Source organism: Microbacterium sp. NPDC055442, from assembly GCF_053644215.1.
Genome location: NZ_JBSHLF010000001.1, coordinates 869,578 through 884,084 on the forward strand (window position 1 = coordinate 869,578; position 14,507 = coordinate 884,084).

The window sequence follows — 14,507 nt, forward strand, 5'->3', positions numbered from 1 at the left end:
ACACGCGATCCTCCGTGCTCGCTGCGACCCCGCGTCGACGCACGACCGGCATCTTCGGCTGGACGGCGGGATGCTACGCCGCCAACTGCGCGCTGGGGCTCACGGTCGCCCTCGGGTGGGTCGACACGCGTCGCGCGCGCTGGGTGCACCACGCGCTCTACATCGCCACGTCCGCGCTGACCGCGGCTGCGGTGAGCTCGGCGTGGTGGGGGCGCCCGCGGGATCGGAGTCGTCGAGCGGCGTTGGCGCTCGCTCCCGCGGTCGGGCCCCTCGCGGCGATCCCCTTCGCCGGAACACACACGCGGCGGCATCCGATCCTCGCGCTGACCGCAGCGCCGTTCGTGATCGCCGCCGTCATCCGATCAGCGTGAGGAGTCCCATGGAGTTCTTGGATGTCATCCGCCGTCGCAAGACGACGAACGGTCCGTTCCTTCCTGACCCGGTGTCGCCGGCGCATCAGCGCCTGCTGCTCGAGGCGGCGAGCCGTGCCCCGTCGCAGCTGAACAGTCAGCCGTGGCGCTTCATCGTCATCGAGCACCGCGACACGATCGAGACGATCGCGCGCATCTCGGGCGAGAGCATGACCGAGGTGATGTCGAACGGCACGTTCTTCGAGCGCGACAAGCCGTACTTCCGCTTCAGCGAGGCCGAGATGGAGCACGAGCGCAGCGGGATGCTGTTCGACAAGCTCCCGGCACCGCTGCGGCCCTTCACGGGCCAGGTGTTCACGTCGCGTGGCCAGAAGCTCATGAACGCTCTCGGCGTGCCGAAGACCCTCGGGGCCGAGAACCGCAGGCTGGTCGCCGGATCTCCACTGCTTCTGGCCGTCATGCTCGATCGCAGCGAGTACCGGCCGGGCGAGCTGTCGTCGTTCTACTCGGTCTTCAGCATGGGCGCCGCGATGGAGAACGTCTGGCTCACGACGGTGGAGCTCGGGATGGGGATCCAGTTCATCTCGTTCCCGATGGAAGCACCGGGGCGGTGGCAGGAGATCGTCGATCTGCTGCGGGTTCCCGACGACCTCGAGCTCATGGCCGTCTACCGACTGGGCTATCTGCCGCCCGAGCAGCGGCGCCCCGCGATCGACTGGTCGAGCTCTCAACGCAAGCTGCCGTCGCAGTTCGTGTTCCGCGAGACGTGCGACACCGCGCAGGAGGGCTGGGACGACGTGACCGCGTGAGCCGGCCGACAGCGGAGACACGAAAGCCCGCGATTGCTCGCGGGCTTTCGATCATGACTGTCTCAACACAGTACGCGCGCCTCGAGGGACTCGAACCCCCAACCTTCTGATCCGTAGTCAGATGCTCTATCCATTGAGCTAGAGGCGCATGGCCCGCGCTTGCGCTCGGGCCAGCGTCCAGAATACCCCACGCTCGCGTTCGTCGCGAATCGACGTCACTCCTCCGCGTCGGAGTCCTGCGGGTCGGCGGAACGACGCCGATGCGCGGCGAGACGCGGCAGATCGATGAGGCGCAGGGACTGCATCCGGGCGGCGCGCATGCGCTCGTAATCGGGGTCGAGGTCGGGCCGCATGCCCTCGACCGTGAGGCGGCGCTGCAGATTCGCCTCGACGTCTCCCCACGCGGCATCCCTCGATGCTTCGACCAGCGACCGGACGGCATCGGGATCGTCGGCCCGCTGGCGCAGCTCTTTCGCGACACCGACGTACTGCTTGTGGCGCTTGCGGAGGTTGCGGGTATCCCGGTCACGGTAGTCGTGCGTTCCGTCGGGGTCGGTGAACTTGCCCCACGCGCGGCGGCGCTGCTGCTTCGCGAGGTCTGCCGCGGCCTCCTGCTCGGTCGCGAGCGAGAGCAGGGCATCACGCGCGACGGGAGCGAAGCGCTCGACGTCGAAGGGGGCGCCGTGCGCGATCGTCTCGACGAGGATGTGGTTGCGCACCACCAGTCTGGCTGCGGCGAACGCGATGGACACGCCCTCGGCGATCGCGTCCGTGGTCTTGCTCACAGCACCTCCCCCCACGAGGCTATCGTCCGGGGCGACATGCGAGAGTCGGATGCCGCGAGTCAGCCCGAGAGCTTGGCGACGATCGCCGCGATGCGTCTCGCGCGGGTGTCGGCGGCCTTCGCGCCCTCGACGTTCGTCACGTGCGCTTTGCGTGCGCTCGGCGCCAGCCGGTCGAACGCCGCCCGCACGTCGGCGTCGGCGAGCGCGGCCGCCAGATCATCGGGCACGTCGACCTCGCGCGGCGCCGTGTCGAGGGTGATCTCGACGGTGATGGGGTCGCCGCCATTCAGCCCCGTCGCGGCACGCTTGTCCGAGCTGAACGGGATGAGGTACTTGCCACCCATCACAGCGACCGTGCTGCGGTACGCGAACCCGTTCACCGTGACGTCGACGGGCGGCCGCTTGCCGGCGCCGAGCTCGTCGATGAGTTCCGGTGGGACCTCGATCCCGGTGTTGTTGCCGCTCAAGAACAGCGTCGTCTCGAATCGCATGGCACGATTCTGCCACCGGCGACACGCGCGTCGGTAGCAATCTGCACGCGCGAACGCAACCCCCGCTGAGTTTCGCGGCGGTCCCCGTAACGTCGATGTCACGCGAAACCACGGAAGGAGCAGGACCATGGGATTCCTGGATGACGCGAAGGATACGGCCGATGCTGTCGGCGACAAGATCAAGGACACGTGGGAGGACACCACGGACCGCATCGGAGACAAAGCCGACGAGATGAAGGCCGACGCCGAGGTGAAGCGTGCCGAAGCCGAACGGGACTCGGTGAAGACCCGCAACGAGATCAAAGAAGACCTCAGGGACTGATTCCCTGACCACACTGCGCCGTCGCCGAGCATGCGCGGGACCCTGGAGAGTACTCGGGGGTTTCGCAGCATCCGGTGAATGAGTGCGCAAGACGCCCGTCAGGATGCCACGCATCCCGACGGGCGTCCTCGTTTCGCGACGCCTCAGCCGATCGCGCAGATGCGCCAGCCGGCCTCGGCCTCCGCTCCCGGCTCGAGCGCGATGAGCCCCGAGTCATGCCGATAGCGGTCGGCGTTGAAGGCGTCGGGCGCGCACGTCATCGGCTCGACCGCGAGACCCAGGCGGCTCAGTGCGGGTTCGGGCTTGTCGGCGGTGTGGACCTGCACCCACGGGCACGCGGCGCCCCACGACATCGCGACGCCTGAGCCGGCGGCATCCGTCACCCGTACCGTCACGTCGCCGTCCTCGCCGCGGAGAAGGCCCGTGTAGGCGTGGTCGAGCTCGACGGAGCCGACGCGGCGCGCGCTGCGGAAGTCGAACCGCTCGGGATCGGCGTCGACCGCGACGACCCGGGTCGGCGCGAGCCTGTCGGCCGTCACCTCGAGCACCTCGCCGGCGGGGAGCTCGAGGGTCCAGTCGTCGACCGTGCCCTCTCCGGCGACGAGATACGGGTGCGGTCCGACGCCCCACGGGGCCGGCTCACTCGACTCGTTGCGCGCCGTCACGGTCTGCGTCAGACCGTCGGGCCCGAGCGAATAGGTCGTGAAGACGATGATGCGCCACGGGTACGCGGTCTGCGGCTGGATCGCGGCGGCGAGCGTCACATGGTCGGGGCCCTTGTCGATCGCCTCGAAGTCGAGCCACGCGGCCAGGCCGTGCAGCGCGTGGCCGCGCGCGGGCTCGGTGAGCGGCAGGCGGAAGTCCCGCCCGCCGAAGGAGTACGCGCCGTCGACGACGCGGTTCGGCCACGGCGCGAGGGTCGCCCCGCGGTACGAGGGACGCACGTCATCGGCGCCGAAGGGCACGACGAGATCTCGCCCCCGGTAGGTCAGCGAACGCAGCGTCGCGCCGACGCTCGCCACGACGGCTTCGTAGTCGCCGGCGCGCAGCGCGTGCTGAGTGCCGGAGGTCGCGGTTCGTGCCATGGATCAGATTCCCTGAGCGAGTCGGTAATACGCCTGGTTCCACCGCAGCTCGCGCTGGAACCCGCGGACCGTGGTGTCTTCGTCGATGACGACGAGCTCGGTGGCGGCGATCTCCGCGAAGTCACGGAACACCTCGACGCCGACGGCGGTCGTCATCACAGTATGGTGCGCGGCGCCCGCCGTCAGCCAGCAGGCCGCCGACGTGGCGAAGTCGGGTGCGGGCTTCCACACGGCGCGACCGACCGGGAGATTCGGCAGGTCGGGCGCCTCGACGTTCTCGACGACGTTGGCGACGAGGCGGAACCGGTCACGCATGTCGCTCATCGCGACGACGAGGGCCGCCCCCGGATCGGCGGTGAAGACGAGCCGGACGGGGTCGTCCTTGCCGCCGATCCCGAGCGGATGCACCTCGAGACGCGGCCGCGCGTTCGTGAGCGAGGGCGACACCTCGAGCATGTGCGCGCCGAGGATCTTCTCCTCACCGGCGACGAGGTCGTACGTGTAGTCCTCCATGAGGCTGGCCCCGCCCGGCAGGCCCGCACCCATGACGTTCGCGACGCGCACGAGGATCGCCGTCTTCCAGTCGCCCTCCGCACCGAAGCCGTACCCCTCGGCCATGAGCCGCTGAACCGCCAGGCCCGGCAGCTGCTTCAGGGCGCCGAGATCTTCGAACGACGTCGTGAAGGCACCGAAGCCGCCCTCCTCGAGGAACGAGCGCAGGCCGAGCTCGATCGCCGCGCCGTCACGGAGCGACTGGTGGCGCTCAGCGCCGGGCCGCAGCTCCCCCGTGACGTCGTATTCGTCGAGGTACACCGCGACGAGGTCGTCGATCGCGGCATCCGTCACCTGCCCGACCGCCTCGGCGAGTTCGTTGACGCCCCACGTGTTGACCTGCACGCCGAAGCGCAGCTCGGCCTCGGTCTTGTCGCCCTCGCTGACGCCGACGTAGCGCATGTTGTCGCCGAACCGCGCGAGCTTGAGCGTGCGGGATGCCGCCCACCCGGCCGCCGCGCGCTGCCAATCCTCGATCTGCTGACGCACGGCGGGGTTCGTCACGTGACCGACGACGGTCTTGCGGGCGACGCCCAGGCGCGTCTGGATGTACCCGAATTCGCGGTCGCCGTGCGCTGCCTGGTTGAGGTTCATGAAGTCGAAGTCGATCTCGGACCACGGCAGTTCGACGTTCGCCTGCGTGTGCAGGTGCAGAAGCGGCTTGCGCAGCGCATCGAGTCCCGCGATCCACATCTTGGCGGGGCTGAACGTGTGCATCCAGGCGATGATGCCGATGACGTCGTCGCGGGCGTTGGCCTCGAGCGCGAGGCGGCGGATGCTGTCGGCGTCGGTCAGCACGGGCTTCCACACGACGGTGACGGGAAGGTCCGCCAGACCCTCCACGACGGCCTGCGACTGCGACGCGACCTGACGCAGCGTCTCGTCGCCATAGAGGCCCTGGCTGCCCGTGACGAACCACACTTCGTAGCCGTCGAGGGAGGTGGAAAGGGGTGTGCGGGTCATGAGGATGTCCTTCGATGAGCGCAGGTCGCGCGAGCCGGGAATCCGGATGCGGGGCCGGCTTCGCGCGATTTGCGGAGCGGAACGGGGTCAGAGAGCGGCGACGGCAGCGGCCTCGACGGCGAGCCCGGCGCGGTAGCGCTCGAGGTACGCGTCGAACCCGGCGATGTCCGCGGGGTCGGGGTCGGCGGTCACGACGACGGCGTCCGCGAAGACGCGGTCATCGAGATACGAGGAAAGAGAGGCGTCGGACGTGCCCGCTCCAGAGGCCGCGGGCTCGAGGAGCGTGCCGGGGTGGGCTGCGGCAGTGCGCGCATAGGCGGCGAGCACCGCGATGCCCCACGCGCCACCCTCGGACGCGGTGTCGCGGACCGAGACGGGTGCCGCCAGTGCGCCGGCGAGGAAGCGCTGGGCGACGCCGGCCGTGCGGAACAGGCCCCCGTGCGCGAACATCCGATCGAGTGCGACGCCCTCGTCGGTGAGCACGCGCATGCCCAGCGCGAGGGTTCCGAAGACGCCGTAAAGCTGGGCGCGCATGAGATTGGCGAGCGTGAGGACGCTGTCGGGCGTTCGCACCACGAGCGGTCGGCCCTCGGCGAGACCGGCGATCGGCTCGCCGGCCAGGTGGTTGTAGGCGAGGATCCCGCCCGCGTCGGCTGCCCCGTCGATCGCTTCGCGGAACAGCACGTCGAACACGGCGTCGAGCTCGAGGGGAGCATCGGCGGCCGCGGCGAACCGGGCGAACAGGCCCGCCCACGCGGCGAGCTCGCTCGCGCCGTTGTTGCAGTGCACCATCGCGACGGGGTCTCCCGCGGGCGTCGTGACGACGTCGAGCTCGTGGTGCAGCCGCGCGAGCGGACGCTCGAGCACGACCATCGCGAAGATGCTGGTGCCGGCGCTCACGTTGCCCGAGCGGGGGGCCACGGCGTTCGTCGCGACCATTCCCGTGCCCGCATCGCCCTCGGGCGGGCAGAGCAGGGCGCCGGGCTCGAGGGCACCCGACGGGTCGAGCAGCGCCGCTCCTTCGGCGGTGAGCCGCCCGGCGGAATCGCCCGCTGCGAGCACTTCGGGAAGCAGCTCGGCGATCGGGGCCGGACCGCCGAGGCCGTCGTAGCGAGCGGCGAGAGCGGCGTCATACGTGCCGGTCGCCGCATCGATGGGGAACATGCCCGACGCGTCGCCGATGCCCAGCACCTTGCAGCCGGTCAAGCGCCAGTGCACGTAGCCGGCGAGCGTCGTCAGGAATCGCACGCGCCGGACGTGCGGCTCGGCGTCGAGCACCGCCTGTCGCAGGTGCGCGACCGACCAGCGGAGCGGAATGTTGACGCCGAGCAGATCGGTCAGCTCGGCGGCGGCAGGACCCGTCGTGGTGTTGCGCCAGGTGCGGAACGGCACGAGGAGTTCGTCGGTCTCGTCGAAGGCCAGATAGCCGTGCATCATCGCCGACACGCCCATCGCGCCGATCCGCTCGAGGGGGATGCCATGACGCTCGCGGACGTCGGCGGCGAGCGCGGCGTAGGCCGAGCGGACTCCCTCCCAGACGTCGTCGAGCGAATAGGTCCAGACACGGTCCTCGAAGCGGTTCTCCCACTCGTGCGAACCGGTGGCGAGCACGATCGACGGCTCGTCGGCGTCGACGAGGCACGCCTTGATGCGCGTCGATCCGAGCTCGATCCCGAGCGCCGTGCGCCCGGCTGCGATGGCGTTCATCGGCGATCGTCCCCGCTCTGCCCGTACACGTTCTGGTAGCGCTCGTAGAGGCGGTCGATCGACTCCTGCGGGATCGGGATCAGCGGGCCGGCTTCGCGCGCCAGGTGCACCGTGCGCGCCGCGTCTTCGCACATGACGGCGGCCTTGACGGCGTCCCGCGCCGTGACGCCGATCGTGAAGGGGCCGTGGTTCTGCATGAGCACGGCACGACTGCGGTGACCCGTGAGCGTGTCGACGATCCCGCGCCCGATCGAGTCGTCGCCGATGATCGCGAACGGGCCGATCGGGATCGGCCCGCCGAACTCGTCGGCCATCCCCGTGATGACGCACGGGATCTCTTCGCCGCGCGCGGCCCAGGCGACGGCGTAGGTGGAGTGCGTGTGCACGACTCCCCCGACCTCGGGCATGTGCCGGTAGACGTAGGCATGGGCGGCCGTGTCGCTCGACGGGCTGCGGTGGCTGCCGTGCGAACCGGGGACGGTGAGGCCGTCGAGGTCGCAGAGGATCATGTCGTCGGCGGTGAGCTCGTCGTACGAGACGCCGGACGGCTTGATCACGAACAGATCGGCGCCGGGCACGCGTCCGGAGATGTTCCCGCCCGTCCACACGACGAGGCCGTAGCGCACGAGCTCGCCGTGCAGTCGCGCGACGTCGTCGCGGGTCGCGGCGATGGCCGCCTCGACGTCGGGGGCGAAGGTGCGGCCCGCAGCAGCCGCGTCGGAAGTCGTCACGATGTCCTCCATCGGTTTCGCGTCGATGTTACCGGTACCACGCGCGATCGACCACCCGCTGCCCGCGCCGCGTCGACCGTCGCCGAGCCGAGCCGAGCCGAGCCGAGCCGAGCCGACGCCCGCTCTGCCCTGACCGCGAGACCGCAACGGGCCGCCGAGACTGCGGGTATACGCCGCAGTCTCGAGCTGCGGTTGCATTCTCGCGGTCAGGAGAGGGGATGCGGCGGGGGCGCTGTCGAGTCGCGCACGACGAGCACGGGGGCGGCCACGGGCGGTTCGGTCCCGCCCCGCACGACCGCGACGGCGCGGCGGGCCTCGCCGGGCAGGTCGACGCGCACGGTCGTGAGCGCGGGAGCGTAGAAAGCAGCGTCGGGGTTGTCGTCGAACCCCGTCACGCTGATGTCGCGGGGCACCTCGACCCCCTCTCCGCGCAGGCCCGCGACGAGCCCGAGCGCCATCTGGTCGTTCGCGACCACGACGGCCGTCGGTCCGCGGCCGTCACGTGCGGCGACGGCGACCTCGTTCGCGAGCCGGGCGCCGGCTGCGGCGCTCCAGTCTCCGCTCCAGCGGGGACCGTCCGCGATGCCCGCCGCACGCAGGGCGTGCTCGGCGCCCTCGTCACGCGCGACGGCCTCGAGCCAGTCGGCCGGACCCGCGACGCGCGCGATCCGACGGTGGCCGAGCGCGACGAGGTGCTCGACGGCGAGCGCCATACCCGCCCGCTGCCTGTCGGTCCCTCGGCCGGCGTGCAGCGCGACGAGCGGAGTTCCCGCGACGGCGTGCTCGAGCGCGGCGAGGCTCGCCGCATGCGGCGCGAGTGCGACGAGCCCGTCGACTCCCTGCGCGAGCAGGCGGTCGGCCGCCGAGACGACGGACTCGGGGTCGGCAGCGTCAGCGTAGGCGGTCGCCGTCCATCGGCCGGCCTCGCGCGCCGCGGCTTCGAGCGCGGCGATGCCGACCGACGGCCCGTACAGGGTCGCATCCGACGCGATGACACCGAGCGTGCGCGTCTCGCGCGTTCCGAGTGTGCGGGCGGCGTTGTTGATCCGGTAGCCGAGCTCGGCCATCGCCGCGAGCACGCGCGCCCGCGTCTCCGGCCGGATGCTCGCGTGCTCGTTCAGCACGCGGGAGACGGTCTGGGCCGAGACTCCGGCCGCGCGGGCGACGTCCCGCACGCCCACGCGCCCGCGGCGCGCCGGTTCGGTCTCGTTCTCGCCCATCGCGCTCACCCTACCGGCGCTCATCTCGCCTCCCGCGTCGCCGGGGACGCTCCTCGCCGTGCCGTGGGCGGCCGGCGTCGCGGCATCCGCCATCCGAACAACGGATGCCGGCGCGGCTGAAACTCGCTCGCCCCGGAACGTCCTGCCCGCTCGCCGGAGGCGACGGAGTCAGGCGAACGAAGGGATGCCGCCCGTCGCCAGCGGGGCCCGGCCGGCGAGGCGCCGGACCGAGCTGAGCCGAAGCAACCCCACCAAGTCGGCGAGCCACGCCGAGCCACGCCAAGCCACGCCAAGCCAAGCCAAGCCAAGCCACGCCCCGAGCCCCGCCGAGCCGACCGGACCGGACCGGAGTCGAATCGCACCGACCCCGGCGACCCGAGCCGCGACCCGCGACCCGCGAAGGATCAGGACGCGGGGGCGAATACCCCGTCGACGCGACGCGGGATGCCGAGCGGGTTGGCGTCCTGCAGCGCGGCCGGCAGCAGTGCATCGGGCACGTTCTGGTAGGTCACGGGGCGCAGGAACCGCGTGATCGCGGCGGCGCCGACCGACGTCGTGCCCACGGCCGTCGTCGCGGGGTACGGTCCGCCGTGCTGCTGCGCCCACGTCACCGACACGCCCGTCGGCCACTGGTTCCACAGCACACGACCGGCCTTCGTCGCCAGGATCGGGATCAGCTCGCCCGCGACGGCGTCGTCGGCCTCGCCGATGATCGTCGCCGTGAGCTGCCCGTCGAGCACCGCGGCGACCTCCACGAGCTCGGACTCGTCCTCGTACGTCGCGACGAGTGCCCCGGGGCCGAACATCTCGGCGATGAGCCCCTCGGGGTCCTCGCGCAGGGCCGCGGCGGTCGTCTTGAGCAGCACCGGGGCGGGGTCGCCGTCGGCGGTCGGAGCGCCCACGAGCACCGAGACGTCGTCACGGCCCGCGGTCTGCTCGACGGCCGTGCGGAATCCGTCGGCGATGCCGGGGTTCAGCAGCGCTGCCGGCGCCGGCAGCGACGCACCGGCGAAGAGAGCCTCGAGGTTCGAGTCCGACGGCACGAGCAGCACGCCGGGCTTGGTGCACAGCTGACCCGCACTCCCGGTCACCGACGCGAGGAAGTCGGTCGCGATCGTCTCGCCACGCGAAGCCGCCGCCGAGCGCGTCACGAAGGCCGGGTTGACGCTGCCGAGCTCGCCGAAGAACGGGATCGGCTGCTCGCGCGACGCCGCGATGTCGAACAGTGCGCGTCCGCCCGAGATCGAGCCGGTGAACGCGGCCGCCTGGATCTGCGGCGCCTTGAGCGCCCGCACGCCGGATTCGGTTCCGTAGACGGTGTCGAACAGCCCCTCGGGAGCGTCGACCGAGGCGAGCGCGTCACGGACGACGCGGGTCGTCGCGACCGAGAGCTCGGGGTGTCCGCGGTGCGCCTTGACGACGACGGCGTTGCCGGCCGCGAGCGCACTCGCGGTGTCGCCGCCGGCGACCGAGAACGCGAACGGGAAGTTGCTCGCCGAGAACATCAGCACGGGACCGATGGCCTCGAGCTGCCGGCGAAGGTCGGGGCGCGGAGCGCCCATGGGCCAGTCGGCGTCGGCGTGGTCGATGCGCGCATCCAGCCACGTGCCCTCTTCGAGCACCTCGCCGAACAGGCGCAACTGGAACGTCGTGCGCTTGAGCTCTCCGCGCAGGCGCCCCTCGGCGAGATTCGTCTCGCGCTGCGCGATGGGCACGAGCTCGTCGGCGTGTGCGTCGAGCGCATCGGCGATGGCGTTCAGGGCGCCCACCCGCTCGGCGATCGTGGAGTTCTTCCACAGAGCGGATGCCGCGGCGGCACGCTCGACGATGGCGTCGACGTCGGCGGGGGCGGTGACGGGAACGTTCATGGATTCAGTCCTTTGCGTCGGCGATTTCGGCGAGGTCGGCGACCCGCAGGGGGATCCCCACGGGGCGCTTGGCGAGATGTTCGAGGTCGGCGGCGGCCGGGGCGCGGCCCGATTCCGCGCCGACGAGGCACGAGAGCGCGAAGCCGCACACCCGACCCTGACACATGCCCATGCCCGGTCGGGCCGTCACCCGCACGTCACGGGCATCGTCGGCGCCGAGCGAGTGGACGGTCGCCCGCACCTGGGCCGCATCGACCTCTTCGCAGCGGCACACGAGGGTGTCGTCCGCGAGCCAGGTCGACCAGTCGGAGGGCACGGGCGAAGCACGGTGCATCCCCACGGCGAAGCGACGACCGCGCGAGATGCGGCGGCGCAGGCGGCGGCGCGTGCGGGGGTCGTCCGGGCGACCCGCGTCGGCGGCCGCCGTGAGCGCGGCGAGCTCGCCCTCGGCGCACGACTGCACGGCCCCGCCGATGCCGGTCACCTCTCCGGCGAGATAGACGCCGTCGACGCTCGAACGCTGGTCGGCATCGGCTTCGGCGACGAGCGACGCGTCGACGTCGATGCGGGTCGCGAGCCCGAGTCCGACCGCGAGTTCGAGCTGCGGTGTGAATCCCCAGCCGAGCGCGACGAGGTCGGCCGCGACCGTGCGCTCCGTGCCGGCGCGCACGCGGCCGCGCGCGTCGACGCGGGCGAGCACGGCCTCGCGCACGCGGCCTTCGCCGCGGACGGCGGTCACGACCGTGCGGGTGCGCAGCGGAATGCGGTTGCGGAGGAACGTCGCCGCGTACGCGACTCCCTCGAGCAGCTTGCCGGGCTCCTGCACGGCGCGGAAGGGGGTACGCGCCCAGCGCGAGAGCGCATTGGCATCGCACACCGCGACGACCTCGACGCCGGCCTCGGCGAGTCCGGCGGCGACCGAGAGCAGGAACGGCCCGGTTCCGGCGACGACGGCGCGTCGCCCCGCGGCGACCTGGTTCGCCTTCAGGAGCGCCTGCACCCCGCCGGCCGCCATGACGCCCGGCATCGTCCAGCCCGGGATCGGCAAATGCCGGTCGTAGGCACCCGTCGCGAGCACGATCCGCGGTGCGCGCACGGCGCGGTCGGCGGGAGGCACGGTGTCGGTGCCCGCCACGGCCGTCGTGCGCAGCACGAAGCTCTCATCGCGGTCGACGCGCCAGACCTGACGCCCCGCGACATGGGTGATGCGACCGTCGGCGACGGCGCGCCCCAGACGCTCACGCAGCGCGGTGTAGTGGGCCCAGTGGTGGTGTCCGGTCGATTCGGGCAGCTCGAACGATGCGGGATGCCGCTCATCAGGGTGGCGCCAGTACTGGCCGCCCGTCTGCTCCCCCGCATCGACGAGGGCGACGCGCAGACCCCGCTCGGCGGCGGAGACCGCGGCCGAGAGTCCGGCCGGCCCCGCCCCGACGACGGCGAGATCGAAGCTCGAGTCAGTCATGGTTCGCTCCCGGAAGCGGCCGGGCCGGGTCATCGCTCAGGACGGTCTGCCCGTCGCACGCGGGTGTGACGCACGCGCGCTGCGCGCGGCGGTCGTCGACCGTGAGCAGGCAGTCGAAGCACACGCCGATACCGCAGAAGAGCCCGCGCGGCTCGCCGCGACCGCGGGTCGACCGCCACGACGAGATACCCGCGGCCGTGAGGGCGGCACCCACGGTCTGCCCTTCGCGGAAGGGCACGGGCACGCCGTCGAAAGTGAGCTCGGGCCCGGTCATGCCGCGCTCCTCTCATCGAAGCGGTGCGGGCGGAAGGGCTCGAGCGACATGTCGGTCGTCTCACCGCGCAGCGACTGCACGAGCAGCTTCGCCGTCCCCACCGAAAGACCGATGCCGGCGCCCTCGTGTCCCGCCGCGTGCCAGAGTCCCGGCATCCGTGCGTCCTCGCCGATGATCGGCAGGTGATCGGGGCAGTAGGGGCGGAAGCCCGAATAGGTGCGCATGATCTGCACGTCCGCGAGGACGGGGAACAGCTCGGTGCCCGCGCGCGCGACCAGGCCGACCGCGTCGGCCGAGAACGACGCGTCGAACCCGACCCGCTCCCGGCTCGCGCCCATCAGGATCGTGCCGCTCGGCGTGCCCTCGACGACCGCCGAGACCTGCAGGCCCGCGTCGGAGCTCGCGACGTTCTCGACGTACGACGCCGAATAGACCTTGTGGTACACCGTGACGGGCACCGGTTCGGTCACGAGCACGAAGCCGCGTCGCGGCATGACCGGCACCTGCACGCCCGCGAGCGCGGCGACCTCGCCGCTCCACGGCCCGGCGCAGATCACGACGGCGCCGCCGTCGATGCGACCCGCTGCCGTCTCGATGCCGACGGCTCGACCCCCCACGACACGGATGCCGGTGACCTCGGTGTGAGTCAGCAGGCGCGCACCGCGATCGCGGGCGAGTCGCAGCAGGTGGTGCGCCGCGAGGATCGGCTGCACCTGCGCGTCGTCGGGATAGAACGCCCCGCCGACCATCTCGGGGTTGAGATACGGCTCGATCGCGCGCAGACCGGCCGTGTCGGGCACATCGTCGACGCGGATCCCGAGTCCGCGCTGGTGAACGCACAGGGCATCGAGCGCGGTCTTGCCCCGTGCGCTGGAGGTGACGACGAGTCCACCCTTGGACTCGAACTCCCAATCCGCGGCGTGCTCGGCGAGCTCGCCCCGCCACAGCGTCTGCGAATAGAGCGACAGCTCGAGCTCGGGGCCGACCTCTTTGTCCGAGACGAGCAGGTTCCCCTCGCAGCGGCTCGTCGTCCCGGCCGCGATCGACCCGCGCTCGACGACGGTGACCGACAGTCCCGCGGATGCCGCGAAGTAGGCGACGGCGGCGCCGATGATCCCCGCGCCGACGACGAGGACGTCAGCGCGTGCGGTGGCCGCCGTCATGACGCGGGCACCGTGCCGATGTGATCCGCGCCGCGCCCGTCGCCGGACCAATCGGTGAGGACGTGCTCGATGTGCGCGTGCACGAGCTCGCGCGCCCGTACGGCGTCGCGCGCCTCGATCGCGTCGAGCATGGCGTCGTGCTCGCGTGCCGACGAGACGAGGTGCCCCTGTTCGCGCAGACCCGAGAGACCGAAAAGACGCGTCTGCGAGCGCAGCGAGGCGACGAGCTCGGTGAGGCGACTGTTGCCCGCGTACTGCAGCAGCGCGAGGTGGAAGTCGCTGTCGGCCGTCAGATAGTCGATGAGGTCGCCCGATTCGGCGCCCCGGATGATCGCGGCGGACTGCTCGCGCAGCGCGGGAAAGGCCGACTCGGGCACGAACGGCGTCGCCCGTTCGATGGCCGGCGGTTCGAGCATGAGACGAAGCTCGGTGACCTCGTGCAGATCGCGCGGTGAGACCTCGGTCACTTGGAAGCCCCGGTTGGGCAGTGCGACGACGAGCCCCTCGCGCGTGAGGTCGAGCATCGCCTCGCGGATGGGGGTCGCCGAGACGCCGAACTCGTCGCCGAGGCTGGGCGCGGAGTACACGCGGCCCGGCTGCATCTCGCCGCTGATGATCGCCGAGCGCAGCGCACGGGTCACCGTGTCGCGGATGCTCGGCTGCTTGTTGAGACGGACGACGTTGCGGGGCTCGGAAACGCTCAT

Annotated in this window: 15 protein-coding genes and 1 tRNA gene; 3 read left to right on the forward strand and 13 right to left on the reverse strand. The window is 71.6% G+C overall.

Annotated elements, in window-relative coordinates; translation table 11 throughout:
• The first annotated feature begins 14 nt into the window (after positions 1 to 14).
• Both ACWIBS_RS04285 and ACWIBS_RS04290 read left to right on the forward strand, forming a co-directional pair.
• A complete protein-coding gene (locus tag ACWIBS_RS04285) occupies positions 15 to 371 on the forward strand; it encodes a hypothetical protein (RefSeq protein ID WP_376128469.1) in 357 nt (118 codons plus the stop codon).
• A gap of 8 nt (positions 372 to 379) precedes the next feature.
• Positions 380 to 1,180 (forward strand): nitroreductase family protein, encoded by an 801-nt coding sequence (locus tag ACWIBS_RS04290; protein WP_376128471.1) that lies wholly within the window; start codon positions 380 to 382, stop codon positions 1,178 to 1,180.
• Positions 1,181 to 1,255: 75 nt separating this feature from the next.
• On the opposite strand, the gene ACWIBS_RS04295 is transcribed toward ACWIBS_RS04290, so the two are convergent.
• The 3 genes from ACWIBS_RS04295 to ACWIBS_RS04305 form a co-directional block, all read right to left on the reverse strand.
• Positions 1,256 to 1,328: transfer RNA gene (locus ACWIBS_RS04295), tRNA-Arg, on the reverse strand.
• A gap of 67 nt (positions 1,329 to 1,395) precedes the next feature.
• The gene (locus ACWIBS_RS04300; RefSeq protein WP_376128473.1) at positions 1,396 to 1,965 is read right to left on the reverse strand and encodes an asparagine synthase; all 570 of its coding nucleotides are present in this window, start codon (positions 1,963 to 1,965) and stop codon (positions 1,396 to 1,398) included.
• Between the two features lie 59 nt (positions 1,966 to 2,024).
• Entirely contained in the window at positions 2,025 to 2,456 is a 432-nt protein-coding gene (locus ACWIBS_RS04305) for a YdeI/OmpD-associated family protein (RefSeq protein WP_376128475.1), read from the reverse strand.
• Between the two features lie 127 nt (positions 2,457 to 2,583).
• Here ACWIBS_RS04305 and ACWIBS_RS04310 point away from each other — a divergent pair, with 127 nt between their 5' ends.
• Positions 2,584 to 2,778, forward strand: coding sequence for a hypothetical protein (locus tag ACWIBS_RS04310; protein ID WP_376128477.1), 195 nt, complete (start codon positions 2,584 to 2,586; stop codon positions 2,776 to 2,778).
• Between the two features lie 143 nt (positions 2,779 to 2,921).
• On the opposite strand, the gene ACWIBS_RS04315 is transcribed toward ACWIBS_RS04310, so the two are convergent.
• From ACWIBS_RS04315 to ACWIBS_RS04360, 10 genes are all read right to left on the reverse strand, one after another.
• Complete coding sequence (locus ACWIBS_RS04315; RefSeq protein WP_376128479.1) at positions 2,922 to 3,863, reverse strand: aldose 1-epimerase family protein; 942 nt, start codon at positions 3,861 to 3,863, stop codon at positions 2,922 to 2,924.
• 3 nt (positions 3,864 to 3,866) lie between these two features.
• The gene (araA, locus tag ACWIBS_RS04320; RefSeq protein ID WP_376128481.1) at positions 3,867 to 5,378 is read right to left on the reverse strand and encodes an L-arabinose isomerase; all 1,512 of its coding nucleotides are present in this window, start codon (positions 5,376 to 5,378) and stop codon (positions 3,867 to 3,869) included.
• A gap of 87 nt (positions 5,379 to 5,465) precedes the next feature.
• The gene (locus ACWIBS_RS04325) at positions 5,466 to 7,085 is read right to left on the reverse strand and encodes a xylulokinase (RefSeq protein ID WP_376128483.1); all 1,620 of its coding nucleotides are present in this window, start codon (positions 7,083 to 7,085) and stop codon (positions 5,466 to 5,468) included.
• Positions 7,082 to 7,828 carry an L-ribulose-5-phosphate 4-epimerase gene (locus ACWIBS_RS04330; protein WP_376128485.1) on the reverse strand — a complete coding sequence of 249 codons (747 nt, stop codon included), beginning with the start codon at positions 7,826 to 7,828 and terminating at the stop codon, positions 7,082 to 7,084. The genes ACWIBS_RS04325 and ACWIBS_RS04330 overlap by 4 nt, the downstream gene beginning before the upstream one ends.
• 194 nt (positions 7,829 to 8,022) lie before the next feature.
• A complete protein-coding gene (locus tag ACWIBS_RS04335; protein ID WP_376128487.1) occupies positions 8,023 to 9,036 on the reverse strand; it encodes a LacI family DNA-binding transcriptional regulator in 1,014 nt (337 codons plus the stop codon).
• Positions 9,037 to 9,440: 404 nt separating this feature from the next.
• The gene (locus tag ACWIBS_RS04340; protein ID WP_376128489.1) at positions 9,441 to 10,904 is read right to left on the reverse strand and encodes an aldehyde dehydrogenase (NADP(+)); all 1,464 of its coding nucleotides are present in this window, start codon (positions 10,902 to 10,904) and stop codon (positions 9,441 to 9,443) included.
• Positions 10,905 to 10,908: 4 nt separating this feature from the next.
• Positions 10,909 to 12,366 carry an FAD-dependent oxidoreductase gene (locus ACWIBS_RS04345; RefSeq protein ID WP_376128491.1) on the reverse strand — a complete coding sequence of 486 codons (1,458 nt, stop codon included), beginning with the start codon at positions 12,364 to 12,366 and terminating at the stop codon, positions 10,909 to 10,911.
• On the reverse strand, positions 12,359 to 12,640 hold the full coding sequence (locus ACWIBS_RS04350) for a (2Fe-2S)-binding protein (RefSeq protein ID WP_376128493.1): 282 nt from the start codon (positions 12,638 to 12,640) through the stop codon (positions 12,359 to 12,361). The genes ACWIBS_RS04345 and ACWIBS_RS04350 overlap by 8 nt, the downstream gene beginning before the upstream one ends.
• Positions 12,637 to 13,803 carry an NAD(P)/FAD-dependent oxidoreductase gene (locus tag ACWIBS_RS04355; RefSeq protein ID WP_376128495.1) on the reverse strand — a complete coding sequence of 389 codons (1,167 nt, stop codon included), beginning with the start codon at positions 13,801 to 13,803 and terminating at the stop codon, positions 12,637 to 12,639. The genes ACWIBS_RS04350 and ACWIBS_RS04355 overlap by 4 nt, the downstream gene beginning before the upstream one ends.
• Complete coding sequence (locus tag ACWIBS_RS04360) at positions 13,800 to 14,507, reverse strand: GntR family transcriptional regulator (RefSeq protein ID WP_376128497.1); 708 nt, start codon at positions 14,505 to 14,507, stop codon at positions 13,800 to 13,802. The genes ACWIBS_RS04355 and ACWIBS_RS04360 overlap by 4 nt, the downstream gene beginning before the upstream one ends.

Coding starts and splice junctions, on each gene's coding strand:
- ACWIBS_RS04350 (WP_376128493.1), bottom strand. CDS start 12,640: ATGACCGGGCCCGAGCTCACTTTCGACGGCGTGCCCGTGCCCTTCCGC.
- ACWIBS_RS04345 (WP_376128491.1), bottom strand. CDS start 12,366: ATGACTGACTCGAGCTTCGATCTCGCCGTCGTCGGGGCGGGGCCGGCC.
- araA (WP_376128481.1), bottom strand. CDS start 5,378: ATGACCCGCACACCCCTTTCCACCTCCCTCGACGGCTACGAAGTGTGG.
- ACWIBS_RS04340 (WP_376128489.1), bottom strand. CDS start 10,904: ATGAACGTTCCCGTCACCGCCCCCGCCGACGTCGACGCCATCGTCGAG.
- ACWIBS_RS04310 (WP_376128477.1), top strand. CDS start 2,584: ATGGGATTCCTGGATGACGCGAAGGATACGGCCGATGCTGTCGGCGAC.
- ACWIBS_RS04330 (WP_376128485.1), bottom strand. CDS start 7,828: ATGGAGGACATCGTGACGACTTCCGACGCGGCTGCTGCGGGCCGCACC.
- ACWIBS_RS04360 (WP_376128497.1), bottom strand. CDS start 14,507: ATGAGCGTTTCCGAGCCCCGCAACGTCGTCCGTCTCAACAAGCAGCCG.
- ACWIBS_RS04315 (WP_376128479.1), bottom strand. CDS start 3,863: ATGGCACGAACCGCGACCTCCGGCACTCAGCACGCGCTGCGCGCCGGC.
- ACWIBS_RS04305 (WP_376128475.1), bottom strand. CDS start 2,456: ATGCGATTCGAGACGACGCTGTTCTTGAGCGGCAACAACACCGGGATC.
- ACWIBS_RS04290 (WP_376128471.1), top strand. CDS start 380: ATGGAGTTCTTGGATGTCATCCGCCGTCGCAAGACGACGAACGGTCCG.
- ACWIBS_RS04325 (WP_376128483.1), bottom strand. CDS start 7,085: ATGAACGCCATCGCAGCCGGGCGCACGGCGCTCGGGATCGAGCTCGGA.
- ACWIBS_RS04355 (WP_376128495.1), bottom strand. CDS start 13,803: ATGACGGCGGCCACCGCACGCGCTGACGTCCTCGTCGTCGGCGCGGGG.
- ACWIBS_RS04335 (WP_376128487.1), bottom strand. CDS start 9,036: ATGGGCGAGAACGAGACCGAACCGGCGCGCCGCGGGCGCGTGGGCGTG.